Annotated in this window: 24 protein-coding genes; 13 read left to right on the forward strand and 11 right to left on the reverse strand. The window is 35.3% G+C overall.

The window, feature by feature from the left end; translation table 11 throughout:
- Positions 1-40: 40 nt before the first annotated feature.
- The 3 genes from GVN16_RS03340 to GVN16_RS03350 all read right to left on the reverse strand — a co-directional run bounded on the left by GVN16_RS03340 (position 41) and on the right by GVN16_RS03350 (position 2,829).
- Positions 41-721, reverse strand: coding sequence for a DUF2971 domain-containing protein (locus GVN16_RS03340; RefSeq protein ID WP_166562408.1), 681 nt, complete (start codon positions 719-721; stop codon positions 41-43).
- 20 nt (positions 722-741) lie between these two features.
- Complete coding sequence (locus tag GVN16_RS03345; RefSeq protein ID WP_166562409.1) at positions 742-1,686, reverse strand: hypothetical protein; 945 nt, start codon at positions 1,684-1,686, stop codon at positions 742-744.
- Between the two features lie 180 nt (positions 1,687-1,866).
- The gene (locus tag GVN16_RS03350) at positions 1,867-2,829 is read right to left on the reverse strand and encodes a hypothetical protein (protein WP_166562410.1); all 963 of its coding nucleotides are present in this window, start codon (positions 2,827-2,829) and stop codon (positions 1,867-1,869) included.
- A gap of 136 nt (positions 2,830-2,965) precedes the next feature.
- On the opposite strand from GVN16_RS03350, the gene GVN16_RS03355 reads away from it, so the two are divergent.
- Positions 2,966-3,742 (forward strand): hypothetical protein, encoded by a 777-nt coding sequence (locus GVN16_RS03355; RefSeq protein WP_166562411.1) that lies wholly within the window; start codon positions 2,966-2,968, stop codon positions 3,740-3,742.
- A gap of 56 nt (positions 3,743-3,798) precedes the next feature.
- Positions 3,799-4,989 carry a hypothetical protein gene (locus GVN16_RS03360; protein WP_166562412.1) on the forward strand — a complete coding sequence of 397 codons (1,191 nt, stop codon included), beginning with the start codon at positions 3,799-3,801 and terminating at the stop codon, positions 4,987-4,989.
- 342 nt (positions 4,990-5,331) lie between these two features.
- Here GVN16_RS03360 and GVN16_RS03365 read toward each other — a convergent pair whose 3' ends face one another.
- The 6 genes from GVN16_RS03365 to GVN16_RS03390 all read right to left on the reverse strand — a co-directional run bounded on the left by GVN16_RS03365 (position 5,332) and on the right by GVN16_RS03390 (position 12,069).
- Complete coding sequence (locus GVN16_RS03365; RefSeq protein ID WP_166562413.1) at positions 5,332-6,222, reverse strand: hypothetical protein; 891 nt, start codon at positions 6,220-6,222, stop codon at positions 5,332-5,334.
- A gap of 538 nt (positions 6,223-6,760) precedes the next feature.
- Entirely contained in the window at positions 6,761-8,137 is a 1,377-nt protein-coding gene (locus GVN16_RS03370) for a phage/plasmid primase, P4 family (RefSeq protein WP_166562414.1), read from the reverse strand.
- Complete coding sequence (locus GVN16_RS03375) at positions 8,115-8,432, reverse strand: helix-turn-helix domain-containing protein (RefSeq protein ID WP_166562415.1); 318 nt, start codon at positions 8,430-8,432, stop codon at positions 8,115-8,117. The genes GVN16_RS03370 and GVN16_RS03375 overlap by 23 nt, the downstream gene beginning before the upstream one ends.
- A gap of 87 nt (positions 8,433-8,519) precedes the next feature.
- Entirely contained in the window at positions 8,520-9,482 is a 963-nt protein-coding gene (locus tag GVN16_RS03380; protein ID WP_166562416.1) for a hypothetical protein, read from the reverse strand.
- A 61-nt stretch (positions 9,483-9,543) separates the two neighbouring features.
- A complete protein-coding gene (locus GVN16_RS03385) occupies positions 9,544-10,788 on the reverse strand; it encodes a site-specific integrase (RefSeq protein WP_166562417.1) in 1,245 nt (414 codons plus the stop codon).
- Positions 10,789-11,076: 288 nt separating this feature from the next.
- Entirely contained in the window at positions 11,077-12,069 is a 993-nt protein-coding gene (locus tag GVN16_RS03390) for a Gfo/Idh/MocA family protein (protein ID WP_166562418.1), read from the reverse strand.
- 448 nt (positions 12,070-12,517) lie between these two features.
- On the opposite strand from GVN16_RS03390, the gene GVN16_RS03395 reads away from it, so the two are divergent.
- Positions 12,518-13,075, forward strand: a complete 558-nt coding sequence (locus GVN16_RS03395; RefSeq protein ID WP_166562419.1) for a hypothetical protein — start codon at positions 12,518-12,520, stop codon at positions 13,073-13,075.
- A 215-nt stretch (positions 13,076-13,290) separates the two neighbouring features.
- Complete coding sequence (locus GVN16_RS03400; protein ID WP_166562420.1) at positions 13,291-13,929, forward strand: ankyrin repeat domain-containing protein; 639 nt, start codon at positions 13,291-13,293, stop codon at positions 13,927-13,929.
- A gap of 129 nt (positions 13,930-14,058) precedes the next feature.
- Here GVN16_RS03400 and GVN16_RS03405 read toward each other — a convergent pair whose 3' ends face one another.
- The gene (locus GVN16_RS03405; RefSeq protein WP_166562421.1) at positions 14,059-16,299 is read right to left on the reverse strand and encodes an alpha-L-fucosidase; all 2,241 of its coding nucleotides are present in this window, start codon (positions 16,297-16,299) and stop codon (positions 14,059-14,061) included.
- A gap of 131 nt (positions 16,300-16,430) precedes the next feature.
- On the opposite strand from GVN16_RS03405, the gene GVN16_RS03410 reads away from it, so the two are divergent.
- The 7 genes from GVN16_RS03410 (at position 16,431) to GVN16_RS03440 (ending at position 21,095) form a co-directional block, all read left to right on the forward strand.
- Positions 16,431-16,841 carry a hypothetical protein gene (locus GVN16_RS03410; RefSeq protein WP_166562422.1) on the forward strand — a complete coding sequence of 137 codons (411 nt, stop codon included), beginning with the start codon at positions 16,431-16,433 and terminating at the stop codon, positions 16,839-16,841.
- Between the two features lie 189 nt (positions 16,842-17,030).
- A complete protein-coding gene (locus tag GVN16_RS03415) occupies positions 17,031-17,816 on the forward strand; it encodes a PoNe immunity protein domain-containing protein (protein ID WP_166562423.1) in 786 nt (261 codons plus the stop codon).
- A 93-nt stretch (positions 17,817-17,909) separates the two neighbouring features.
- Complete coding sequence (locus GVN16_RS03420; RefSeq protein WP_166562424.1) at positions 17,910-18,362, forward strand: hypothetical protein; 453 nt, start codon at positions 17,910-17,912, stop codon at positions 18,360-18,362.
- 106 nt (positions 18,363-18,468) lie between these two features.
- Positions 18,469-18,624: a hypothetical protein gene (locus GVN16_RS03425; protein WP_166562425.1), complete on the forward strand. Its 156-nt coding sequence runs from the start codon at positions 18,469-18,471 to the stop codon at positions 18,622-18,624.
- Between the two features lie 244 nt (positions 18,625-18,868).
- Positions 18,869-19,285 (forward strand): hypothetical protein, encoded by a 417-nt coding sequence (locus tag GVN16_RS03430; protein ID WP_166562426.1) that lies wholly within the window; start codon positions 18,869-18,871, stop codon positions 19,283-19,285.
- A 578-nt stretch (positions 19,286-19,863) separates the two neighbouring features.
- A complete protein-coding gene (locus GVN16_RS03435; protein ID WP_166562427.1) occupies positions 19,864-20,322 on the forward strand; it encodes a hypothetical protein in 459 nt (152 codons plus the stop codon).
- A 212-nt stretch (positions 20,323-20,534) separates the two neighbouring features.
- On the forward strand, positions 20,535-21,095 hold the full coding sequence (locus GVN16_RS03440) for a hypothetical protein (protein WP_166562428.1): 561 nt from the start codon (positions 20,535-20,537) through the stop codon (positions 21,093-21,095).
- Positions 21,096-21,379: 284 nt separating this feature from the next.
- Here the strand turns inward: GVN16_RS03440 and GVN16_RS03445 are convergent, their stop codons facing one another.
- Positions 21,380-22,165, reverse strand: a complete 786-nt coding sequence (locus GVN16_RS03445) for an alpha/beta hydrolase (protein ID WP_166562429.1) — start codon at positions 22,163-22,165, stop codon at positions 21,380-21,382.
- Positions 22,166-22,385: 220 nt separating this feature from the next.
- Here GVN16_RS03445 and GVN16_RS03450 point away from each other — a divergent pair, with 220 nt between their 5' ends.
- Both GVN16_RS03450 and GVN16_RS03455 read left to right on the forward strand, forming a co-directional pair.
- On the forward strand, positions 22,386-24,173 hold the full coding sequence (locus tag GVN16_RS03450; RefSeq protein ID WP_166562430.1) for a hypothetical protein: 1,788 nt from the start codon (positions 22,386-22,388) through the stop codon (positions 24,171-24,173).
- Between the two features lie 579 nt (positions 24,174-24,752).
- Positions 24,753-25,394 carry a hypothetical protein gene (locus tag GVN16_RS03455; RefSeq protein WP_166562431.1) on the forward strand — a complete coding sequence of 214 codons (642 nt, stop codon included), beginning with the start codon at positions 24,753-24,755 and terminating at the stop codon, positions 25,392-25,394.
- The last annotated feature ends 2 nt before the right edge of the window (positions 25,395-25,396 follow it).

Below are 25,396 nucleotides of genomic sequence, written 5' to 3' on the forward strand. Positions count from 1 at the left end.
TATTCATATTGAATCTTATTTTTCCTATTTGTATTATCGTTTAAGATGGAATATTTACTTTAGTGAACTCCAAGTTATAAGAATGGCTTTTAAAAGAGCACCTATATAATTCAATCCCGATCTCTTTGCATAGACACAATAATCTTTCTTCAACAAAACTACTGCAATTGGCTCCTAGATAAATCGATTTAATCGAATTTTCCGGTATTCTATGCAATCCAGCCTTATTAGAGATGAACCTATGTTCTCTTTCATATTCCCAATCAGTATGCTTAACTTTTAATAGAAAATCAATATCTCTAAATCCCTGAAGTAAGAAAGGGCTGTCAGAATATTCAACTTTTTTCAACTCTATTTTTAATGACTCCAAGTCAGTCCCTTTAATCTCATCCTTATTTAGACCATACTCTATACAATACCCCCTATGATTATCCGCATAATGACTCCAAAGTACTAAATTCCTATTGTCTTCTGTTAAACTCAATACACCGAGTCCTTTCAAATAGTTTTCCATACTATCTACTAAGCTGCTATTGCTCTTCTTCAAAATAGCTCCAATACCTCTATCATCATCATCAAACTTCCCTAATCTTAACTTCCCTTCAAATGGATCATTTAAGGATTCTAAGTTTGAAAACCAAATGGTATTTTCATACAAATTCTTAACATCTCTTTCAAAAAAGTCTATATTATCAGCACTCTTGTATTTAAAAAAAGTCACCTGTTCATAATTTAAATTGTCTATTTAAACAGTATAAATTCATTAGAAAACAAAGCTCCACCATTATTCGAACAACTTACAATATAATCTAAAACTAACTTTTGTTTAGAATAACCCCAGTTAGAGTAAAATACAGGATTTAAAAAAAAATTATCGCAGTTTTCTAGTATTAACTTTGACAAACTAATATTCTTAATAATAGAATCATTCTCATCAAGAATATCTGCTAAAAATTCTTTAATATAGACACTGTCTTCTTTCTTATAAGAGAAAAGTGCAATAGACTTCTTCTTACTTACAGGCAATATATTGAAAACTAAAAAAGAATTTTTAAAAATAGGATCTTCACAATTCAAAGAAAAAAAATCACTTAGAGCAATTGTAGGAGAGTCATGATTTATTTCTACAGCTGAATATTCAAGTGCACTAAAATCTTTATTTACAAGTAAATTATCAAACTCAGATTTCAGTTCATATCGATACATGAAGCTATAATATGACCTTGTATATTCTAACAAATCTGGTCCTAGTGGATCAAATTTCTCTAACCCCAATATCTTATTAGAAATAAGCAACTCGCTATCAGTTTCTAAATTATCATAATGAAAATAGTAACTTTTCATAAAAGCCCTATAAGCAAATAAGAACAACTGTTCGTTGTTTGATAAATCAAAAGCAAAATTATCAATCTGATCAAAGATTTCTCTATCATGATCATCACAGAATCCTAAAAAAATGGAACTCTCAAATACTCCTTTTTTTTCAAAATAAACATCTCTAGAAGTAATATTATGTTTTAAATTTAGGGTCATCACGTGTCGTTTAAAAGAGATCAAATCAAGCCCCCTCTTGTTAGAAACACTGTGTGATTTTATAGCTTTCTTTTTACAATTCGGATATAAGCAAACTCTAATGCGTTTTCTATTAAAAACTTTAAAGTAGAGTGCTTGATATTTGTCTTTCATAACTGCTTTACAATGGTTTATTTTATTGTCTAAACCGTTAGGCAAGATTACATTCTCTTATTTATAATATAGATTGAATCGACTTAATCATTGATAGAACCCTAATACTATTTTTAAAACAAAATAAAGAGCTATATCAGACTGTCGAAACTCCGATAGTTGAACTATCATATTATAAAGTTACCCTTTTTTAAATATTATATGATTAAATCCTAACAATTCAGCTTTAATTAGATCCAATGGCTTGAAATTCTTTTGTTTCCATTCAATAAACCATCTTCCCCCACTCTTCATTGGTATATATATCCTAGGAGTCCCTGAGAAGTCCCCCTTTCTATCATTTGCCTTTCTATCTATCTTTGCAATTAACTTTTCAATAATAATGCCATCATCCCTGAAATCTATCTTCACTTCTGCACCATGCACTCCAAATAAATCATCAAACTCTACTGGTATGTTAATAAAGGACTTATTATAGTAAGTATCCCACAGCTTATACCTAAATGGCTCTCCTTCACTGGTGATTTCCTCAATAACCTTTTTATCAAGATAATTAATTTCTTCAGCAATCTGTTCACTATTAGTTCTCATAACTGACTTTTTCTCTTTATCACAATAAACATTCCCTTCAATATTAATAAGAGTTTTTAACCCATTGTCATGATTATAATTAGAATAGTAATTTATAAGTGAATATTCTAATCCGGAGGCAAAATCAATTTTTAAATTACAGTAATCATCCACAATCTTATGAAAGCTATATATCTTTACGTTTTTACCTTGGTTTATTTGTGTTTTCATTTCTCTGTTAACTCTCATGTTTACTGCAAAACCCTTTCCTATCTGATATCCATACATTCTATTTTCAAAAGATCTTCTTGAATGACCAATATATCTTACAGCACTGGAATCAGAATCCTCAACAATAAAAGCATATAGAATATTAGAGCACTCTTTATTGCCTTCGTATTCAATTAGAATTTTATCCCCTTCTTTATTTAAAGCAATATTGGCAGAAAGGGAAAAGCCCATTTCAATTAACTTATCCAGGCTATTTTCAGTTGAACAATTTAAAACTCCGTCACTTATCATTGTTCTAATTTCTTTTTTATTATTGAAATTACAGTTTACTACGTCTGACATTATTAAATTTATATCAAGCTTTATCTCAAGATAATATTAAAAATACTTAACAATTTATTCCTCTGTTAAATTAATAAATTAAAAGTATATTCATAATAGTTTAAATTTAATACTTTTAACTATTAATGCCTAGACGATGAATTATAGAGAACAATTAAATCAACCAGAATGGTTAGCAAAAAGAGAACGCATCATTAAAAGAGATTTTTCTAGTTGTATAAATTGCAAAAATGAAACTTATACAACTCTCTCTAAAGGTATAATTCTAGGAAATGATATAATGTATAAAAACACGCTTCAAAATAAGTATAAATATCAAAACTCTATTCATATTTTTGATCTTGAAAATAACATTATAAAGAGAGTCTATACAAATTCATCTAATTTTGACATCAGAAATAACTATATTGGATTCTATCAGGAAAGTGATGTACATACAAGAGTAATAGCTTTAAAATCAATTCAAGACAGTGATATTGAGGTAACTGACGGGTCATACACAACCTTATCCTTATGTCTGGAAAATAGCCTTTTTTTTAAATTACTCTCGATAAACCTTAAGAAGATTTTCAGTGAAAAAACTTACGATTCAGTCTATAGTGGAAATATTAATAGAGGATACTGGCATTTCATTACCGGTCTTCAGGTCCATCATAATTATTACAAAGTAGGATCGCTTGCATGGGAATACCCCGATGAAAGCTTGTCTACTTTATGTTGGCTTTGCCATGAGATAAAACACAAAGAAGGAATAACTCCAGTACTCGACGTATATGGAAACAATATAGCAAACTACACAAACTGCAAAAAATGTCACGGTCTAGGCTATATATCAAAATACGACTATTATCAAAACGGTGTATGTTTTAGATGCAATGGTGAAAGATGGGAGGAATTAATCAATAGAAGATAGCCTCAGAATTCAAAATGAATAATAAATTGCTTGATATATAAAATCGAAACTCATTTATGAAAGAAAATGAAGACAACAAATTCTTACAACACTTTTCTACAAAATTCGGAAGTTATGGTATATCATATTATTATGATAAAGAAGATGATACAATATGTATTACGCTTCCCGGAGAAGAAGAAGAAATTAGTTATTTCCTCGGCCAATTTCTTAGCTATATCAAGGAAATTGATTCACTAAAACCTGGAGAGATATATGATAAAGTATCCACTACTTCGTACACTCAACGAATAGTACATTTAAGTGGTCTTGACTCTTTTTATTGGCTTTCAGTTACTGGAGCATTTATAAAGAAAATTGAAAATAAGTTAACTATAAATATCATTTTTTATCCGTTTCTAATTGGTCTATCCGCCATTATTGAAGGCTTTTTTGATGAAAATCACCCACCTCTTTCTAATCATTTTGCTTTAGAAATACACTACCATGATCCTCAATACAAACTAGATGATAGGCAAGAAATCGAACTTATAAAGTCTTACATGTTTGAACTTTCTAATTTATACGAGCTAAGTTTTACTTTTGGCAATTTCAGATTTAGTAAACACGACGAAGAAGCTACTCAAGAAACAGTTAAAAGGTATGATCTACTAGAATCAAAACAATTGGAAAAATATCATCCTGCTATGGATCTTTTCATAAGTGCAAATCAGAATATTAGTTCAGATTTAAGATTTCTAACTTACTATAAAATTTTTGAGTACTTCGGTCCTATTCAATCAAGAATGGATGCTTACAAATCGATGAAACTAAAATTAAACTCCAGTGAAGTATTTTCTCCAAATTCAGGTTTCATATCATCCATATTTAGCATAGCTAAAGAATATGACATTAGATTAAATGATAAAGAACTGATTAAACCCCTAATAAATAAAGCATTTGATCTTGTGGATATTTATAAATACTTACCAAATAGTATAAGAGTTAAACAACTAAAAAATGAAAACTTAACCTATCGGATAAAAGATGAAAAACTGGATGTACTTATTGATACTTTAGGAAAAATCTTATATTCAACAAGAAACTCCATTGTGCATGCAAAATCAAATTTCAATCCTAACGGACTAGAATGTAAATATGAAGAAATTGAGCAACTAAATAAATTTATGCATAAGGCATGTTATAGTATAATAAGATGGTATAATGATCTTCCGGATTATCTAAAACTCGAAATAAGCAATAAATAGCTTAACATAAATATATTCTATTATCAACAATTAAGCGGTTTTACATTTTTTCCAATAATAAAGATAATAATACTAAAATGAATAGATCAGAACCTCTAAGAGACACTATAGTCAAAAAACTTTTAAATAAGGAAGAAAAGCTAAGCAGCAAACATAAAAAGAATCTGGAGAATTCTAGAAAAGAATATAAAACAATGATTGCTAGAAAACCTATTTAAATGAATAGGAAAATAATTAAGGCTACTCATTATCAAATTTTTTTCAATCCATTATAAAATGCTCCAAAGAATTCTTTAACTAATCTAAACTTACCTATTTAGATATATTTTTATACTTTGACCATCACCATTTAATTTTATTATCTGTTATAAAATAGTTTGCGGTTACTTTAAATTCATCAAAGTGGGTTGTAGGATCAAATGGGTCGTCTTTCCACCTTCCCTCAATTCTTTTCTTAAAATATATCATCTTAGGTTTTAATACTTCGTATAATCCAATCACTTTACTCTTTAAATTCGATTTGAGGATGAAACGTAGTTCATTTCTTTGAGCTTCATCCATGTACGCTTTAGAAAGGGAATTTTCAATCAAAGTCACACTCGTATTTATAAAATATGAAGCATGATATATGCTATCAAAGTTCATCACTAAGTTTTCATAGGCAAAATCTTCAATGTATATATCCTGTAAATGATTAAAATTGAACTTTCTTCCATATTCTATAGCCGATTTATATGCATTCTTTTGATTATCAACAAATAATAAATTATCAATTTGATTATGTGTTAGTTCCACTTGCCTGAATAACATGTCCATTACTCTTAGATATTCGGCCTTTATTCTTTCACGTTTCTGCATCAAAGCTTCCCTTGTTGCAGATTCCTCATATTGTTTAACACTTATATTAATACTACCTGTGTGACGTGCCTCTTCAGCCTTAAGATTTATTTCGTGCTTAGTTTGTAACTCTAATAGATTTTCTTCATGCCTCCGCCTTTCAGAAAAATAGTTGAAAATTAAAAATAATACTGTCAAGAGAGAAAGAATAGTCCCATATACTCCTCCTATATAATCTCCATAAGTACCTAATGCAGTACCTTTATCTTTTATTCTTAAATTGCGGTCAAAATGCACCTGAAGGTCTTCTGCCAAATCAAACCTGATATCATAAAAATAAATACACGCTGGCACAAGCAAAAATAACCCTATAAGTAGCCCCCAGATTCTAGACATATTTTTTTAGTTTTTTAATTACAAAATTTCTAACGATTTATCCTGTGTACTAATAATATTATTTTTCAATGAGTTCGTCTCAATTGTAAGTCAGGAAACATTTTTAAAACTATTCTACTTAATATTACTTAATATGAAGATTAATCTTTAATAACTTTAATCAAACTGTAAGTCAGGAAATTCTTTTAAATGGGAATAGTATGATACTATAATACAAGTCAAATTTAAGAATTAAAAGTATATTCACAATGGTTAAGCATATACCCCATAATAAGATTCACAATAAGGTAATATATATTAAAGCCGCACTAAATTCAATTTTTCATTTCTTCATTGATTCAAAAAATTACTAATTCTAAGTCTATATCTTTCTTAGTCCAGAAATGGATCTACTATTAGATATAATAAACAATAAGATAAGTAATAGAAATTAGGTAAGTTAAGCATATTTATAAACTATAATTAAGAACATAGAATTTATATCTGTTTAAAATATTACCTAATTTACCTAACTATTTTTGGTCTGAGAATGTAGATATTAATCAAAATCCAACCTCATGTAATATGCCGTCACATTTCCTGAAAGTATTACTTTCGCAAAACCTAATTCTTCTATCCTTCTTCCAAAGGTCGGTTCCGGAAGGGCAATCAAATCATTTTGTCCACAAAAAAACTTATAATCTTTAAATATATTCTTTTTAAGGATGGTTTCAGTTTGAGATTTTAAATAACAATTTTCAGCTATGAAATACTTAACATTATCTCCTTTTTTTCTATAATCTTCTAAAGTCTGATTAATCTTAATAGAAGGACTGAAGTCCTTATTTCTAAACAATCGTTTATATCCTTGGATTACATAATTAAGTACACCGGGAAGCTCATCTTTGATGATCTTAGTGTGTAAATTTGGATCTCTTTCTTCTGAAGTAATCGTAACATCAAATGGAATAATTAGAAGTCTTCTAAAAAATGACTCAGTAGAATCTTTAGTATTAGGCAAGAAATTTGTATTGAAAACAAACTTACAATAATCTTCCATTATACCAGGCTTATCATAAATCGGACGATACTCTATGGGCTCACCACTGGACAACTGCTTAAAAGTAGCCGGTTCAAAATTCTGATTAATCTCTGATGCATAGTTCAGCAATATCTTATTCAAATTACTTCTGTAATAACCTTTAGTATCAGTCAGGTTTTCAAGAGAGAAGCTTCCTACATTAATTTTCCCGAATAGAGCTTTAACTATCTCATATAAAACACTTTTACCATTTGACCCCTTTCCGACTAAAATCAGACTCTTTTCCATCTTCAGTTCATCATTAGCAATAAAAACGGAGCCCAAGAATTCAAATAATACATTCTGCAATGTTGTGTCAGGCAGCACCTTATTAATAAAACTATTAAAGATTGGCGTCTCAGCATTAGGGTTATATCCATACGGCAGCAAATACTTTAAATAATCTTCTTTCTTATGAGGCTTAGATTCTACATCCCCATTCTTAAAATGTATAGCACTATCACTTAGATTCATAACATTAGCATGACCAGAGACTTTCTCAATAGAAACTAAAGCAGTTAACTTAAATTGCTTTAAAAGCCCATCCACAAATGAATGTAAGCTTGCGTTAATGTTCCCCGTTAATTTAACGGCTGATTCTATTAAAAAAAGCTTCATTTTTTCTTCATTAATCTCCTTCCAGTATTTACTATCATAGGCGTAATATTTAGAATCAAAATAAGCCAATCTATAACCTGTATTCTTCATTAGTGTATTTACTATAGTTATTTGACTTTTATTTTTTAAACTACTAGTTGTACCCATGTAATTCAATACTTTTTCTTTCACTAAACTAAGATAATAATCCATTACGTCTTGCCTTTCAGCATCACTAAAATTCTCTTCTTGGTTCATAATTATGTCTTTTATTTTTCTTCCCTTCAACAATCCACGTTTCAAGCTCTATCTTTGAAAAATATAGCTTTTTCCCTTTTTTCATAAATGGTATATCTCTTTTCTGTGTAAAACTGTAAAGAGTACTTTTAGCTATTTTAAGATACTCACAAGCCTGAGCCACATTAAGATAGCTAGGCAAAGGATCTACAATTTTTTGAGGTAAATAAATTTGCAGAACTGCAACAGTCACTGCATCTTGAATGAGTGACTGGAGTTCTTCCTTTGAAGTTAAAATGAACTTTTCCTGAGGCATAATAAAAAAATTATACCTCAAAGATTGTTATTAAAGTAACACTATTTTAAGAACAGCATTTACAGTAGAAAATAAGTATTAAAAGTATTAACGCAGTAGTTTTTTAGGCTTCTTGTTAAAGTTTCTCATGAGTTTTTCTTCATCAAAACCATTGAAATTATCTGAAAGTAATTTGATGTAACTACGCTTATCATTGACACTCGAACCTAATCCACAGCTCAATTCAAAAAAACCGTGAAAAATACTCATTATATACATCCGTACTTGACCTTGAATATTGAAGGAGATTTTTTCTTTTATAGCTTTTCCTGGAGAATAGTCTTTAAAAGCTTGATTTATAAACAAATTCAGTTGTTCAGAAGATAGGATAGGTTTGGGGTTTCTAGTTAAAACCTGAAAATGTTCTCTAACCTTCGCTAAAGGCACTCCATTAAATTTATTCTCTGCTTCGATTTCGTCAATCTGATTGAAAATAGGGCTGGTTATATTAAGACTTTTTTTATTAATAAAATGTTTAAGAGTATCTATATAATTCTTTAAAAGATTAACTTCTATCCCAGCTAAATTTGCTAACAAATAATATTCATCATCTGCTATAAATTCAAATTCTTTAATTGCTTTTAAAATAGCCGAAAGGAAAACCTCTTGCGAAGTTTGATTAAGGGTGCAAAGCTTCATTTCTATCGTATAATAGATATCTTGAAACTTTTTATCTAACAAAGTTTTTATGCTTTCATAGAGCGTTTTAGACGAGACGAACACAAGTTCATCCGAAAATATATGATAGATATTAATTCGCATTTCATCTGAGATAAGAACTGATCGTTCTTTGTATGTAAGAAATCCCAGTCTCTGATCTGTATATTCTTTAAAACAGTTACCTTCTGTGTCCACTCCATACTTAAGATCTGCCGTAGAATCAAACATATCTTCTTTAAATGAAGAAATATTAAATTCTCCTTCTATATTCATGTATTCATTAAAGTAAAAAGGGTCATTATTTTTCTTCAAACTTTCTAAAAAACTCAAAATCGAATAAATTTCATCCATTTTTATTATTGACAATTAAAACTTTAAGTATAATATGTTAATAAAAGATTAATAGCTACTTTTAATCAGTCTTAAAATTCGTTAGTAAGCTAGCATATTCAATCCTCTTATCATCTTCAAAAGAATCAAGATAACTTTCCGTTGTAGCTAGGCTGTGATGACCTAAGGCCTCAGATATGAACTCAGTCGACACCCCACTCCTTTTTAAAACAGTAGAGAAGGAATGTCTTGCAACATAAGTGGTAAGGTTCTTATCAATATCTAACTCCTTAGCTATCCTATTCATATACTTATTTATTGTCTTAGTTATGTTTTGAATCAACTCTCTTTCACGTTGAGAAGAAACCTCATTTCGTAAAATATCAAAAACAAAACTATCAGATAATCTCGGAGTATTTCCCCACTTATCAATGATGTCTTTTACCTTTTCAGAAAGCGGAATCACCACTTGTCTCTGATCAGACTTAGTAGTTCTCTCCGTTTTGGCCCGGATTATAGTAATCCTATCTTTACTTATATCTTTATATTTTAGTCGAGCTATATCCTTTATGTTTATACCATTACACAAGTAAGAGAACATCCAAAAATCTCTTGCTTTATCCTCCGTAGTTCCAGATAAAGTTTCATATTTAAATATTTTCTCTACTTCCTTTATAGTAAGTGCTTTTTTCACATTCCTTCCGGATGGAATTTGATATTTCTTTTTCCCGAATGGATATGAATCCTTATCCACCACATACTCTTCAATAGCCTGGTTATAAATAGCTCGGAGACTCCTTAAATAAATTCCAATTGTTGTCATTGAATTACCTTGATTCAGCATCCACCTTTCATAATCATTCAGCAATTTTAAAGTAATCTCTTCAAAGCTCAAGCTTCTCTTGAATTTTTTAAAGGAATTCAACGTGCTTTCATAAGAAGAAGCCGTGGAAATTCTATCCTCACTTCTTAGAGATTTAACATAACTTTCTATGGTTTTATAAACATCCGTTGTAAGTGCAATGTCGTCAGGCTTTTCAAAGAATTCTTCTTTAAATTTTTCAAAAGTGAAGGGGGATATCTTTTTACCCACTAATTCCGCACTAGACTTTTGAGATTCAACATCGAAACGGATATCTTTCAGTCTTTCATCTCTAAGTTTTGTCGAAAACAGTTTTGAAAAGTCCTCAATGGAAAGTTCATATCCTAATCCATAACGCCTATTATCTCTGTTAAAAGTAACCCTTAGCTTCAAGGGAAAAAGACCTTCTTTAGTAGCCTTTCTAGTATCTTGAATTATAGCGAAAGATGGCTTTATTGATGTCATAATCAGTAAATTTAAAAATTATATTGCACAACATATTGCACAACAAAAATAATAATAATCAATAAAAAAGTATAATCAATCAGGAAAATAAAATCATAATTTATTGATTATTAGTAACATTAATTAATATCAATAAGAATCAATAACATAGAATGATCTGACTACGGATCAGAAGGTTTTAGGTTTGAATCCTAACGCGGTCACAACAAAGCAAAAGAGCTGTGAGCAATCACGGCTCTTTTTTGTTTTTATCCGAGGTTTAATACGCTGATGCATAACAAACGCCTCTTAATAGAGCCGGGCTGAAAAAGCATCAATGATTTCCATGACCGTAATGGCTTCTTCAATAGAGCATGGGTTAGATTCTTCACCTTTTATAAAGCCTACCACACCCGAAATCATTGGATGCTGGATGTTTTCGGGATGATCAAAAGAAAAGACTTCTTCTCCCGATTGGTTTTTCAGCAGTATGTCATTACCTCCGAATATTGAAAAACTTATACTGCCCTTACTTCCGATCATCTCACATTTTTCAATATTGTCTGTATCAGCCACATTAAAGCACCAGCTTCCGTTAAAAACGACTTTATTGGCGAACAGTATCGTTCCTGACACCTGATCAGCAACGTCGCTGCTGTCATCCTGAATCTGACTGAAACCGTTATAGTGCAAAGGAGCTCCGAAGAAAAACAACATCAGGTCTAACTGATGCGGGGACAGGTCGTGAAAATAGCCGCCACCGGATATTTTAGCATCCGTTCTCCAGCCGGGAGAGCTTTTGGTTACCAGGTCGGGGTTGGGGCTTTGCCAGAGACGAAGCTGTACAGTCCTCACCTCACCTATCGCATTTTCTTCAAGCAGTGCCTTGACTTTCAGGAAGACCGGCAGGCGGCGGCGATAATGAGCCACAACCAGCTTTCCATTGTATTTCCTGACAGCTTCCGCCATCTGCACGGCCTCACCAGCGTTAAGGGCAACAGGTTTTTCAACATACACAGCCTTGCCTTTTTCCAGGGCGGCCAGGGCATATTCCAGGTGAGAAGAGGGCGGTGTCGCGACATAAATGGCATTAATATCCGGATGGTTCAGCAGGTCTTCGGCATTCGCATACCATTCATCTACCTGGTGACGTCTGGCATAATCAGCGGCCTTCTCCGCATCCCGACGCATGACGGCAAGCAAATGGCTATCCTCTACTTTGTTAAATGCAGGTCCGCTCTTTTTCTCGGTAACATCACCGCAACCAATGATGCCCCAGGTTACTTTTGTATTTTCTTTCATGAACTATAATCAAATCTTTATTAAGTGAGAAAGGAATCAATGATCATTCTCTTTATCTCGGATTTATTTTCTCCGCAATTTCATAAAAATAAGCGGAATATGAATAATATCCCGATACCAGCTTATTATTTATTTGTATAAAAAATAAAAGGACTTCCACAGTCTGATGCCATCTCCGCTTTTTAAGCCAACGACAAAATCACCCGGCATTTTGAGTAAGCCATAACTGTTGATAATAAAAGACAGAAAAAAAACGGAGTAGCACATATTATTTTTCCCAATCTTTTTACGTATTTCAAAAAAAATAAATTAAATTTCGGGCAAGTACCAATCTTATAAGCGACTGGTAGTCACTCAACTACATGGCATTCACAGCAATACCGGCTGATTACTTATATTTTTAATCTTTAATGAATTACAGTCAATTTAACAAAAAAAGCCAATCAAAATGAAAAAAGCAATTCAACTTCTCGCACTTTTACCTGTTCTGCTTTTTAGCAGTTGCCAAACTTCAAAGAAAGATGTCACCCCTGAAGAACCTACTATGGCGGATGTTATCGGGAAATGGCATTTTGTTTCCGAAGACATTGATTTTCAAGGCATCAGGACTATGGATAACCGGATCGGATCATCCGGTTATGAATCAGATAATTATACCTTAACCCTGACCTCAGACGGAAAATTCACTTCTGACATGTTTCTTTATGTTGACGGAGCCAGTCCGTATGGTATTCCTGCCGGCAGTACCATGTCAGGAACCTATACTTTAGAAGGCAAGTATTTAGTATTGAAATGGGGCAAACGTACCAATCAGGCCTTTTACGAGCATAAGTTTTATTACAACACAGTCGTCAAAAACAATAAACTGACTTTGTTTATTGACCTTGAGACTGTGAAAAAGACGATAGTCAACAGTTCATTCCCAGACACTGAAGCCTATTCATACCAGGTGCTCCTGTCCAACCGGACCAGGAATAATGTAACCTACAAGTTCGACAAGAAGTAAACGAGGGTGTATGAAAGAGCAGGGCTTGTTTGAAGCGTCTGCTCTTTTCCTTTACCTGTCAATCACTTAGCAGTAACAATACAACTACACTAGTCTTTAAATGATTGGCAATAAATAAAATCTCCTCCAACATTTATAATCTGCTGTAAAACCTCCGCGTTCATCAAAAACTTCCCTACATTTGCAATACCTGAATCATAAACACATGCAGATCAATGACACTCAGAAAACTCATCGGGAACAACGACCGCGAAGCCATCAGGCAAATCCTTACCGCACATCCTGAACTCGCCAATGAAGGATTGCCTTACGATGAAAACAACATGGCGACAGCTCCGCCACTGCACAGGATCTGCGACGATGTATTCAGCGGACACATCAGTGATGAGCAAGGTGTTGAAATGGCAAAGATATTCCTGGAATACGGAGCCGATATCAACGGCGGTGCCATGGTCATAAGAAAGGATACTCCCTTGCTGGCAGCTGCTAGTCTGCATGCCGACCAGGTGGCTTTCCTGTATATTGAAAACGGAGCTGACATTCACCATCAGGGATGTCACGGGGGCACGGCTTTACATTGGGCTGCCTGGTGCGGAAGAGATCAGGTGGTTAGAAGACTGTTGCAGGAAGGGCCTTCCATCAATCAGTTATGTCTTGATTTCAAATCTACCCCACTCTTCTGGGCCGTTCACGGCTTAAAACAAGGGGATAAAAAAGACCTGTCTCATCATCTGGAATGTGTCAGGCTACTGGTTGAAGCCGGGGCCGATAAAACGATCCCGAATGCGGACGGGAAAACTGTTTTTGATTTGGCTGATGCAGGGGATGTGGAGTTGAAGAAAATCCTCGAATGACCTTTATCCATATTTACCATTAAGACAGTAAGTGCATTAAGTATTGGCTTAACTGTCTCTAAAAAGAGGCTGCTCCCATCCAATGGAACAACCTCTTTTACTTTTATATGTGTCTTCCCGGAGAACCGTTTACTTCCCCACAAAAAAATCAAGTTCTGCAATCGCCAGGGTTTTGCCTTTGGCTGCGATTTCTGCAGAGTCAATCCTGATGTAACGGGTGTTATGGGTCTTTTTAAAGTAATGGTTTCTTTTTGACGGGTCATTTACGAGGTTACCAAACTCAAACGTTTCCGCATCCTGCCAGGTTTTACCGTCTGCACTGACTTTAATGATACCTTTGGCCATCATGCCTTCGCCGTGGTGGTTTTGCGGGGTATAGGCAAATCCCGTCAGGTCATAATTCTTTCCAAGATCCAGGGAGATAAAATGAGCCTCTTCTTCTGCAGATTGCCAATAAGACTTCGGATTTTCATCAAATGCGGCAGAAGCCGGGCGTCTTTTGATCTCACTGCTGCTGCCGAGTAATTTCCAGTCCTCCTTCAAAATCCCCAAAGTGGTGGCAGATTCTTCTCCTGAAACATTTTTACTGAAAGATATGGCCCTGATTTTACCCGGCCCCATATTGAATGGTGCTTTGTATTTCAGCGAGTTCTTTCCGGGCTTACTGCCGTCGGTGGTATAATACACCTCGTATCCTGTGTTGATATTTTTCGAAGCGTTTTCGCCGTTCGGGTTCCAGTTGAAGGCCGGCTGCAGAGGCTCAATGGAAACCAGGCCGTTCTTTGTCCTTGAAAACTGCAGCTGTGGCGGACGGGTGCGATAGTAATGGGCAGAGATATTGCTGATCGCAGGAGTTAAACGCGACTCCAGGATTCGCACCCTGAACTTGCTCGCTGTTACCTCAGGGAAACGCAGGATTCTCTTGTAACCGATATTGGTAGCCACCGCAATTTCTTTCCACTGGTTATTGATCCAGACGTCCAGGGCGTGTTTCTCTACCCTCTCCCCATGTGTGGTGACAGCTTCCTGCAGCACCAGGCGGTTGATCGTCACCGGTGCAGGCGTTGAAATGATGATTTCAGGATTGGCACCCTCCCTGAGTTTAGCACTGATGACATCGGCATCCAGTACTTCTTTCGGGCCTTTGGCTGCTTTGAAAAGATTACGAGTATAGGTTTCCTTGATCCTCTTTCCGACTTCATTGAGTACCGCTACATCTGTCGGGGAAAACTTCCCTTCCCTGTTCGGCGGGATGTTCAGCAGAAAAGTGGAGTTACCACCCACGGATCTCTCATAAATATCGAAGACATCATCAGCACTTCTGACTTTCTGGTGTTCATCGTCTCTGTAAAACCATCCCTCTCTGATGGAGGTATTGGTTTCTGCCTGCTGGTAATGTAAAAACTTCCCTTTATAAAGGTCTTCCCTGCTGCCCAGAGAGGCATTGGTAAGGTCGTCGAAATTATTCATCTGAGCAGGGTCTTCCTGGTAAGGAATCACGTTCCATTCTGTCGGCCTGGTGCCGCCTGCCTCGTTTCCACACCAGCGGATGTCCTGCTTGCCGAACACCACGGCTTTCGGGGCCAGTTCGGAGATCAGTTTTTTCCAGGCCAGGTAATTGTATTTCTGACCACCCTTGGTTTTGGGATGTGCCCCGTCAAACCAGACTTCATGGATCGGACCATATTCTGTCAGCAGTTCAAATAGCTGGTTCATGAAATACTCGTTGTAATCATCTACTTCAGCCTCGAAGGTCGTTTTATTTTTGAAAGGTCTACCCTCCACAGCTCTTGGAATAGTCCTTTTGGTGTATTTGCTCAGGTTGCCGTAAAGCCCTTCCTCGTTCTCGATCTGGAAAAGGTCGGCAGGAGAAAGATAGATGCCTACCTTCAACCCGTATTTTTCACAGGAAGCTACGAGTTCCTTGAGGATGTCGCCCTTACCGTCCTGGTAAGGCGAAGACATGATGCCGTGTTTGGTATAGCGGCTTTGCCACAACACAAAACCATCATGGTGCTTGGCAGTGATGATGACCATTTTCATCCCTGCGGCTTTCATGGCCTGGCACCACTGGTCGGTGTGCAGTTCTTTGAGGTCAAATATTTTCGGATCTTCTTTCCCGTTGCCCCATTCCATGCGGGTAAAGGAGTTGGGTCCGAAGTGGATAAAAGCAATGAATTCATTTTTAAGGGCGTCGTACTGATTGGCAGTAGGCACCACATGAGCGGCTTTGACGATAATGTCTTCTTTTTTATCGTTTTCTGAAACCGGAATGGTGCTTTTTACGGGCAGGGTATTGCCGGGTGTGATGCCCTGGGAACCTGCCTGTAAAGCGGCGAAAGCAAATAACAAAACAAGGAGTCTGTACATTTAATCAATTAGTTTTATGAATATGATGGTCTTGGCATGCAAAGATAAACGCTGAATCAGTTAAACAAAGGAGATTGGGTAAAGGATTGTGAGGGGCAGGCTTCTGAGCGGAGTTCTGACAGGATTTCAGGATGGAGGTAGTGACCGGAAAAATTGAAGTAGCGACCAGAAAAATTGAAGTAGCGACCAGAAAAACTGAAGTAGTGACCAGAAAAATTGAAGTAGTGACCAGAAAAATTGAGGTAGCGACCAGAAAAATTGAAGTAGTGACCGGAAAGATTGAAGTAGCGACCAGAATAATTGAAGTAGCGACCAGAAAAATTGAAGTAGCGACCAGGAAAATTGAAGTAGCGACCAGAATAACTGAAGTAGCGACCAGAAAAATTGAAGTAGTGACCAGAAATACTGAAGTAGCGACCGGAATAATTGAAGTAGCGACCGGAAAAACGGAAGTAGCGACAGGAGTAATTGATATTTTTATAGACAGGATTTCAGGATGGACAGGATGGCTCTCCGACGTTTTTGGACTTACTGGAGGGTGAAAGTAGGTATTTGATCCACGGGATGGGTAGTTGGCCTAGTGGTGGTTTACATTAATGCACTGTATCTTTGCACCGGAGAAGGCCGGATAATGCCGACAGGAGTGTCTGAAACGCCGGATAGCTGTTCTATGATTCATAAGAAACTTGATTTAAAAGAAAATATAAGAGGAACAATTACTCCATAATATTATGAGACAGAATTTCAAAGATCATGAGTATTTTACCAGATATATTAATTTGAATAGAGCACTTTATGAAAATGGATTATTAAAAGTAAAAGAAAACAAAGTTAATCCGGAAATGATTAACTGGTACAAAAAGAGCTTGCTTGACAAATTGCTAGACTTAACGATTTCTTACTACACTAATGGTTCTGGACTTAATGTATTAGTCGGAGAATTTGATAAAATTCTTGATTACATAGAGGAAAGTTGGTTAACAGATGTAGTTAAATTACAGTATAAAAATAAAATATATAACCAGTATACTTTTTTTTCTTATAGTCAAATGCTTTGGATGCTCTCTCTAGCATATCTACTTAATGTATCAGAAAGCGATTTCAATAAGTTGGTTAAGCTAATTGACAGAGATGGAGTTAAAGATATATTATTTGAATTTATTATCAGGGCCAAAATCAAAGACAGAGTTGTAAATCCAGAAGAAACATATAAAGACTACTTTCATATACCGACAATGTTTAGTAAGGTAAGGCAAGCAATTGTTGAAACAAAAAAAGTAAAAATGCAGAGTCTGGTGAATGAATATGTTACTAAAGAATGGCATAAGAACCTAAAAAAAACCGGTTGGTATAATAGTCATAAAAACATTCATGAAACTTATTTTGGTTATTGGAGTTTTGAAACAGCGGCGGTAGTAAAAATTATGAAGCTGGATGACAGCAGTTTTATTAATTGTCAATATTATCCAAAAGACTTGGTACATTATTATCCAAAAGACTTGGTACATTCAAAATGAGAATCACTTACAATAATTGAATCGATAGCTATTATAGTTAAGGCTATGAAGCAAAAAGACAATTAAGTACCCAAAAGGCTAAAAAACTAAGCTATGAAATTTTATCTGTGTTTTATTTTCATCATTTTAACACTGGCTTGCCAACAAAAGAAAGCCAGGTTAATCTTTTACGTAGAGAATATTAGCCCTAAAGACACCTTGATTAAAATTAATGTTTCGGTAAATAAAAAAATACTGTTAAATGAAAATTTTAGATACTCCACCATAACACCAAACTACGACGAATTCATTTACGAATACCCTATAAAAGACAATTTGACTATAAAAGCAATCAGCAATACTGGAGCGATTAACACATTTAACCTTAAATTTGAAATGGATACTTATATTTTCCTTGACTACACCAACGATTTTCCACTGACTAAAGAGGAACAAATTTCAAATGAAAGAATGAAAAAAGAATTGCATGGTTTTGATCCAATCATATTTTCAAATAAGAAAGCAATCATGAAAATGGTTCAATATACAAAACCAAATTTGCATTAATGCCGAAAGCGTAACTGTTAAAGTGATACTTTTTTTTAAATCAGAGCTCGAAGTAAGATTTTACTTTAACGGATAATCTAAAGCCATGTATAATTTTAAATAAAAAATGAAAGTTGATATTGATCCGAGTTTCCAGTTCACTCCTTTTTTTGAGAATAAACTAAAAGCATTTTTGAAAGATGAGTTTATTAAAAAAGTGGGAATGGAGGTCCATCGCCTCTGGCTTCAGTTTCTAGATATTGAAGTATTCCTGGAGAACTAGAAAATACTATTAAAAATCGACAAGAAGTCCAAAAGAGTTTTGAAACGGGATTGGGTTTGAATTTTGGCTGTATGGGGGTCAACTTTAGTTATAAAACTGAGACAAACACAATAACTGTCCAAGGAAAAAATGTAATACGTCTATCATTATTAGACACCAGTATTAAAGTAGGAACAGGTAATAAATGGGGGCTATTCTTTTTAAGAGACTTTTCAAAAAGTTCAGGTATTAAAATAGAATATTAATGAATACAAAATTACTAATCAGTTTCAATTCTGATTCAATAAATATAGGTTCGATTGGCTTTTCTTTAGGTCTTTTTGGAACATTTATACAGTTGGGTTATTTGGGTTGTTTTATAGCAATAATTTTTGCTTTAATAGAATTCTCGTTTCTGAGTTGTTATCAAGTTTTTTTGGATGAATCAAGTTTCTATCTTTCAAGACTTTTAACTACTGATATAAAATATAACAAGAAAGATTTGATTGAATTCACAATTAAAAAAAGGCATTTAATATTTACTGTCTATTGTCTAAAGTTTAATAACGGGCAGATTTTTAATTTTATTAAAATACCCAAATCGATGTTAGAGTCGAATGAGTTTTCTATCAAAGATTTTTTAAATGACTTAGTAATTTCAAACTCTGGAAATAGCAAATAACAAAAAGTGACTTTATAGTTCGAAATGAGCAGATAAACATATACCTCAACCGCGGTGTTGAATGGCTGACAAAGTGGTATTTTGTGTCAATTTGCATACAGTTTCATTACACCGGTCGGAGACCGGGTGACCAGAAAAATTGAAGTAGCGACCAGAAAAATTGAAGTAGTGACCGGAAAAACTGAAGTAGCGACCAGAAAGATTGATATTTTTATAGACAGGATTTCAGGATGGACAGGATAGCTCTTTGAGGTCTGAAGACGGTTTGGAGGGTGAAAGGCGGTCTCTGACCGCTGTGTAGATGGCTGATGTAGTGGTATTCTCTATAAATATGCATACAATATCATTTTGCCGGTCAGAGACCGGGTGACGCCTTCAAATTAATCAACCTACGGCCTACATTTCCAACTTCTGAGGCCACACAGTTTCGATGACAATAAAAGCGTTGTATATTGTCTAGAATATTATTTTCACGTTGTTTTCATTGAATTAGGATTTTTGATTATATCGACTACAATCAAATCTTATAATATAATAAAGAAACAAATAACATCTGATAATTTGAATTGCAATCGACTATGGATTATTATGTAGAAGTTTTGGATATACAAGATTACGAAAAGCGAGCAGGCTATTCCATATTAAAAGTTGGAAGCGAAGTTGATGATGAGTATAGTCCAATTCTTAGCTTCTTTGCCAGCTTAAGTTTTAGAGACTATGCTGAGTTTCTAGATAATACAACTAAAGGATGGGGGGCGTATCGAAACGAAATGCATTTTCTCTACGGTCCTTTTAATGAAGAAGGCCTAATTTTAGAAGATGGAGAAGTATTTATTAAAACCGTTATTGATAATGAAATCACTTCTATCGCTACATTTGAAGAGATCGCCCTTGACCTCGCTCACAAAGCACTAGAAGCTGTAACCTGGTTTAATCTGAAAGAGTTAGGTCATGTTGATCAACAATGGATAGATGATATAAAGAACTGGATCAGAAGAAAAGAGCAACCGTTCTTACACCGGTCAGAGACCGGGTGACACCTTCCGGTGCGTCGGAGACGCTGGAAAGCCAGGTAGGCACTATTGTCACACGTACCCCACATTCTACTCTCAAGAAATCGTAAAACAGATGGTTGTTTGAAAAAAGTGTTCTATAACAATTTGCAGAAATACTAGACTCAAAGTCTACCATCCATGGGTCAAATGTTAGAGTCCAATATAACGGTGGGGTAAAAACTGACAAAGAACTTTTGGAAGAAAATAAAGGTAGAATCATAACAAAAAAGGAAGAAGGAATGAAAACTAGATTTACACAGGGGGCAGTTGTCATAATAACGGTCGTACTGTTATACTTAACATTTCATCCTTTAGTAATTAATTCAAAAAAAGAAGTTGATTATAAACCTCACAAGTTGATATCCAAGGGAGAAATTGTCAATGTTTTAGAAAACTATGATTTTGATTCTGGAAAATGGGAAATGTACTTAATAATTGCAGAAAGCGATAAAGTCAGTATTTCTAAAGACATTCCCAATGGAAATATATTCAAAACGGAGGATAAAAATCTTCTAAAAGAAATGAAAAAAAACTGTCGATTTATTTATGAAAAATCAGACATCGCTACAATTGAAAGTGAAATATTTCTATTAAAAAATGAAAATATTGTTTTTAGAGGTGGTATTGTTTTGGACGAAAATATGCAGGGGCTTCAATTACCAAACTATGGATGGCTAAAAGTTAGTTCCAGAAAAGCTCTTTCCAAGTATTGTAAAAGATTGAATCGGGTTTACTCACCCATAGTCATTTTGTGATTAATTTGATAATTGTAATTATCAAACATTACTACTCAAAAACACAAGCTTGCTAAAGCAGAAATAAAATCTTCATCTCCAAAACAGCTACCTTTTATATATGACGCTGTGTGCCAGGCTGATAAAGTGGTATTTTGTGTCAATGTGCATACAGTTTCATAACACCGGTCAGAGACCGGGTGACGCCTTCCGGTGCGTCGGAGACGCTGGAAAGCTTGGTTCTTAACGCAAAAAATCCCCGGCGATAGTTGCCGGGGATTTTCTTATTATAAATCTCTTTTAACTCAATGTTTAGCCACCCAGTCAAGGATATAATCGGCGACTTCTTTCCAGTTTGGTAAACCTACGACGAAGTGGTTGTTGTTTTCGAAGAGTTTGAAGTCTAACACTGAGTTTTTGTCTTTGTAGGCTTTGAAGTTACGGGTGTTGATGCTCGACGGGATGATCTGGTCTTTACCGCCTGCCACAAAAAGCAGCGGTGCATGAGGCTTGCTGAAGTCTACATGGGCTTGCGAAGTCAGGCCACCTCTTGCCACCCTTTTGGATTCGGGGATGGTGTTGGCTTCCCATGAGGCTTTCTGATCTTCCAGCGACATCCCGTTGGTGAAGGCATATTGCCAGTCTGAAAGTGACATCAGGTAGGTTTTCTTCATGGAGGTAAACAAACCGAGTACTTTATATCCGGCTCTCAGGAAGGTGAATTCGTAAGGAATAACGCCTTGTGGTGGTACAGAGTGGATGACGGCGGCTCCGGCAGCCAGTCCGCGGTTGACGAGTATCTGGGTGATCAGTCCGCCCAATGAGTGACCGATGATCAGTGGTTTTTCAGGAAGGTTTTTCACAAAGTCAGCATAGTGGTCTACCAGTCTGGCCAGGGTAAGGTCTGCAAGGTCGGTATCGTTGGGTTGTCTGTCTCTCAGTACTTGTGCCGGGGCATCTTTGTAAGGCCAGGCAGGGTTATAGGCGGTGTAGCCTTTTTCTTCAAAATATTTTTTCCAGGTGTTCCATCCTTCATGACTTACAAATGCTCCTGTGATAAATACGACGGTTTTGGTTTGGTTCGCTTTCATTGCTGTATCAGTTTAATTTGTTTTTGTTTAAATTTCTGATACAAAGGTCCCCCACAGCCATGACAATAATTTTAACCCAGGTTAAAATCGATCAAAACATAAAAAAATAAATTATTTCCCGACCGGTCTTTTTTTTGACAGGATTACGGGATTTGCAGGATGGGTTTTCTTCCTCTTCGGACCTACAGGAGGGAGAAAAGCGGTATGACCACAGTTATGAATGGTTATAAAGAATAAGTGTTGCACAGCAATTTACAACGACAGTGCCATAGCCGGAGCAACCAGCAAAACACTCTCAGCCAGTAAACCAGGAGAATACCGGGCCGTGCTTACCCTGAAATCTAACGCTGCCACCATCTGCGAGGCCGTCATCAATTTAGCGGGAGCTCCCTGCAAAATATATGAACTGGATCTCAGTTGTCAGGTACCCAATAACATCACCCTGCCTAATGCCGTAGCCACCGGTGTGCAGCTAGCCGTAGGAGATGAATTCACGGCGGGTGACTACACTGTAGTGGTGACCGAAATCATTTCCGGCAGCCCGACAGGGTGGAAAGGGAAGGGATATGTCAAAATGAAGTTAGTTGCGGGTATTGTTTTAAAGAAGATATCCGTTAATTTTGATAATGCAGTAGTAAATGAGTGCTATGAATTGGCTTCGGGTTCAGTGATAACGGATTATGATCCGAATTGGGGTGGAATTTTGGACTTTGATGAAGTAGTTAATGAAGCCTCAAGTATTTATTCGGATGTTTCTAATGTGCTCAAAGATTTATTTTCTGTTTTTACAGGAACATGTGATCAAATTCAAAAAATCGAAGCTGAAATATCACGATTAGAAAAAGGGTATTTAACGGATCATACCAGCGAGGGCGGCAATAACGTCGTAAGAATAGCTTTAGACAACCTAAAAGCTTCTGTTGTTTCTCTTAAAGAATGTTCATCTTGTACTTCATCATCCGCGAGATTAAGAAGCTCCAATAGCACAACTGCAGATTGCAACGCTATTTTTCAAACATGTGTACAAAAGCAACAAGTGTTTGATCAAGCTACTGTTCTAAACGACGCATGGCTGCAAGTACAAGGATGTGAGATCATAAAAAAAGCCGGCAACACAAAGTGTGAAGGAAGCCAAATAGCGAATTGTTTTAAAGGAGGAAGAGTGCAGGTAACATTTGTCGGCAGTACACAGAATACCATTAACATTCTTTCTAATTGTCGTAGCGAACTAAAAGATGGACAGTGGTTAAGATTAAATGGTAAGAACGATGAAGTTTCGTTTGACAAAGCCGCCAGATACAATATTGAACATGATAATTGGAATGCGTATACTCAAATAGAAGATAGACATGAATGGTATAAATGGGCGGATAAAATTGCTAGGCCTAGAGACAATTACTGGTTTGCTGCTGCTGTCGATGTTACAAGTTGGCGAGCAGTAGGTGGAGCAGAAATGGAAATTAATTTAGGATATGTGACAGATCCAGAAGAATATTTGATGCGTGAAGTGAATAGGCATCTTCTTAGTAAAAATTTCAAGAATTTTGGCCCATATCTCTTAAGTTCAAATGGAAAAGTTAAGGATAGCAACGGCAACGTCGTTCTTTTAGAAGGTATTGAATTAGAAAAAAAGATGGTAGAGATTGAGCAAACAGAAGTAGAAAATTACCTCCCTGAATTAAAATCAAAATTTGAGGCAAAAGTAGGCAGTGGATTTGGAAAAACTCTGCAAATGTGTTTTGCATCAAACGGTACGACTAAAACACCGTGGGATTGTGCTATTTTTGGAATAAATAAAGTCACTTTAGGTGAAACAACAATGGGAACAACAATCTTGCTAAATTTAATTACATTTGTTTTTACTGGTGAAGCCGGTTCTCCGGCTTCTATCGATGATGCTATTCGTAAATTCAAAGATGCTTATTCTGAGAGATACAATTTCGAAAAAATGGAGCACAGAGTTTTCATTGGGAAGAAAATGGCTGAATACTTAAGAGCTCATCCTTGAATATGAAGAATCGTACATTTACTATTATTGCCATTCAAAACTTTATTGAAACCTGTATTCAATATTTACTATTGTTGATTGTTTACGAAGGTTATTTTTCCAAATTAGGTTATTCTGAAGGCTGTGCCAATTTAAGTTTCACTAATTATGTTATTGGGGGAGAATATGCAAAATTTATTTTTTGGTCAATCCCTACGTACTTTATTCAAACAAAGTGGCTTAAAACTGATACAAAAAAAACGGGTATTTTTATAGTAAGAAATGCTGTTATCAGCTTCTTTATTTACTTATTTATTTCATGGCGGAGCGACTTTAAGTATATTAGGTGTTCTTCTAAAATTCATAATAATGTGATACACGTGCTAGAAATATTATTAGCCGGCCTGGTAACATATTGTATATTAAAAATCATAGTTAATTACTACGATAGAAAAAAAAAAAGACGGAAGTATCTAAAAAAGTAATTTGTAAAGTATCGGTACTACTAAATTTAATTTTGATTTAGACAAATTACAAGATTAACCTCAAAAAGTGAGAAAACATGACATTCTTCTAATTGAAGAAAAAAGGGAATTAAGAATGAAAATAAAGAGAATCGCTATAATTGTCTGTACTATTCTAGTAACTGTTTCATCCTGCAAAGAACAACTCGACCTGGGCGTCAAAGAAACACCCAGGCTGACCGGGCTGTTGAAACAAATCAAGGTCAAAAGCCTGGAACAAACGCTGACTTATACGCTGGATTATGACCTGGAAAAGAAAAAATGGAAGGGTTATACGGTTTCAGACAGTGCGGCCAAAACCAGCAAGGCGTATGTGATCAGCCAGGACACCAGTGGCAAAATACTGGAAATGAAAAATGCAGCGGGTACTGAGCTTATCAAATACACCTACAATATTCAGGGCAGGCTAACCGAAATCAACAGCACTTTTGCGGACAAAACCAGTAGTAAGGAAAAAGTGAGCTATGAAAATGGGCGGATGGACTATTATTCCAAACAGCTCTTTCAGCCGGACGGCAGCTTTACATTTCCTGAAGCTCGGATCTATAACATTGAAGGGGCCAACCTGATCGGGGTGGTGACCAGCCGTCTAACAAAAAATGACTTAAGTGATAAATCAAGGGGTTCCTCATTACAAGTCAGAGACCGGGTGTCACCGACTAAGTCTCACCTTACATGTTGCAGAAATTGGACAGCGGGGAGTCTTTTTTCTTCATAAAA

Origin of the sequence: Emticicia sp. CRIBPO, from assembly GCF_009905725.1 — a bacterium.
Classification (GTDB): domain Bacteria; phylum Bacteroidota; class Bacteroidia; order Cytophagales; family Spirosomataceae; genus Leadbetterella.

What these genes read in the sequence shown, in the direction of transcription:
- GVN16_RS03345 (WP_166562409.1), bottom strand. Translation starts at nt 1,686, where the DNA reads ATGAAAGACAAATATCAAGCACTCTACTTTAAAGTTTTTAATAGAAAA.
- GVN16_RS03350 (WP_166562410.1), bottom strand. Translation starts at nt 2,829, where the DNA reads ATGTCAGACGTAGTAAACTGTAATTTCAATAATAAAAAAGAAATTAGA.
- GVN16_RS03355 (WP_166562411.1), top strand. Translation starts at nt 2,966, where the DNA reads ATGAATTATAGAGAACAATTAAATCAACCAGAATGGTTAGCAAAAAGA.
- GVN16_RS03360 (WP_166562412.1), top strand. Translation starts at nt 3,799, where the DNA reads ATGAAAGAAAATGAAGACAACAAATTCTTACAACACTTTTCTACAAAA.
- GVN16_RS03365 (WP_166562413.1), bottom strand. Translation starts at nt 6,222, where the DNA reads ATGTCTAGAATCTGGGGGCTACTTATAGGGTTATTTTTGCTTGTGCCA.
- GVN16_RS03370 (WP_166562414.1), bottom strand. Translation starts at nt 8,137, where the DNA reads ATGAACCAAGAAGAGAATTTTAGTGATGCTGAAAGGCAAGACGTAATG.
- GVN16_RS03375 (WP_166562415.1), bottom strand. Translation starts at nt 8,432, where the DNA reads ATGCCTCAGGAAAAGTTCATTTTAACTTCAAAGGAAGAACTCCAGTCA.
- GVN16_RS03380 (WP_166562416.1), bottom strand. Translation starts at nt 9,482, where the DNA reads ATGGATGAAATTTATTCGATTTTGAGTTTTTTAGAAAGTTTGAAGAAA.
- GVN16_RS03385 (WP_166562417.1), bottom strand. Translation starts at nt 10,788, where the DNA reads ATGACATCAATAAAGCCATCTTTCGCTATAATTCAAGATACTAGAAAG.
- GVN16_RS03390 (WP_166562418.1), bottom strand. Translation starts at nt 12,069, where the DNA reads ATGAAAGAAAATACAAAAGTAACCTGGGGCATCATTGGTTGCGGTGAT.
- GVN16_RS03395 (WP_166562419.1), top strand. Translation starts at nt 12,518, where the DNA reads ATGAAAAAAGCAATTCAACTTCTCGCACTTTTACCTGTTCTGCTTTTT.
- GVN16_RS03400 (WP_166562420.1), top strand. Translation starts at nt 13,291, where the DNA reads ATGACACTCAGAAAACTCATCGGGAACAACGACCGCGAAGCCATCAGG.
- GVN16_RS03405 (WP_166562421.1), bottom strand. Translation starts at nt 16,299, where the DNA reads ATGTACAGACTCCTTGTTTTGTTATTTGCTTTCGCCGCTTTACAGGCA.
- GVN16_RS03410 (WP_166562422.1), top strand. Translation starts at nt 16,431, where the DNA reads ATGGAGGTAGTGACCGGAAAAATTGAAGTAGCGACCAGAAAAATTGAA.
- GVN16_RS03415 (WP_166562423.1), top strand. Translation starts at nt 17,031, where the DNA reads ATGAGACAGAATTTCAAAGATCATGAGTATTTTACCAGATATATTAAT.
- GVN16_RS03420 (WP_166562424.1), top strand. Translation starts at nt 17,910, where the DNA reads ATGAAATTTTATCTGTGTTTTATTTTCATCATTTTAACACTGGCTTGC.
- GVN16_RS03425 (WP_166562425.1), top strand. Translation starts at nt 18,469, where the DNA reads ATGAAAGTTGATATTGATCCGAGTTTCCAGTTCACTCCTTTTTTTGAG.
- GVN16_RS03430 (WP_166562426.1), top strand. Translation starts at nt 18,869, where the DNA reads ATGAATACAAAATTACTAATCAGTTTCAATTCTGATTCAATAAATATA.
- GVN16_RS03435 (WP_166562427.1), top strand. Translation starts at nt 19,864, where the DNA reads ATGGATTATTATGTAGAAGTTTTGGATATACAAGATTACGAAAAGCGA.
- GVN16_RS03445 (WP_166562429.1), bottom strand. Translation starts at nt 22,165, where the DNA reads ATGAAAGCGAACCAAACCAAAACCGTCGTATTTATCACAGGAGCATTT.
- GVN16_RS03450 (WP_166562430.1), top strand. Translation starts at nt 22,386, where the DNA reads ATGGTTATAAAGAATAAGTGTTGCACAGCAATTTACAACGACAGTGCC.
- GVN16_RS03455 (WP_166562431.1), top strand. Translation starts at nt 24,753, where the DNA reads ATGAAAATAAAGAGAATCGCTATAATTGTCTGTACTATTCTAGTAACT.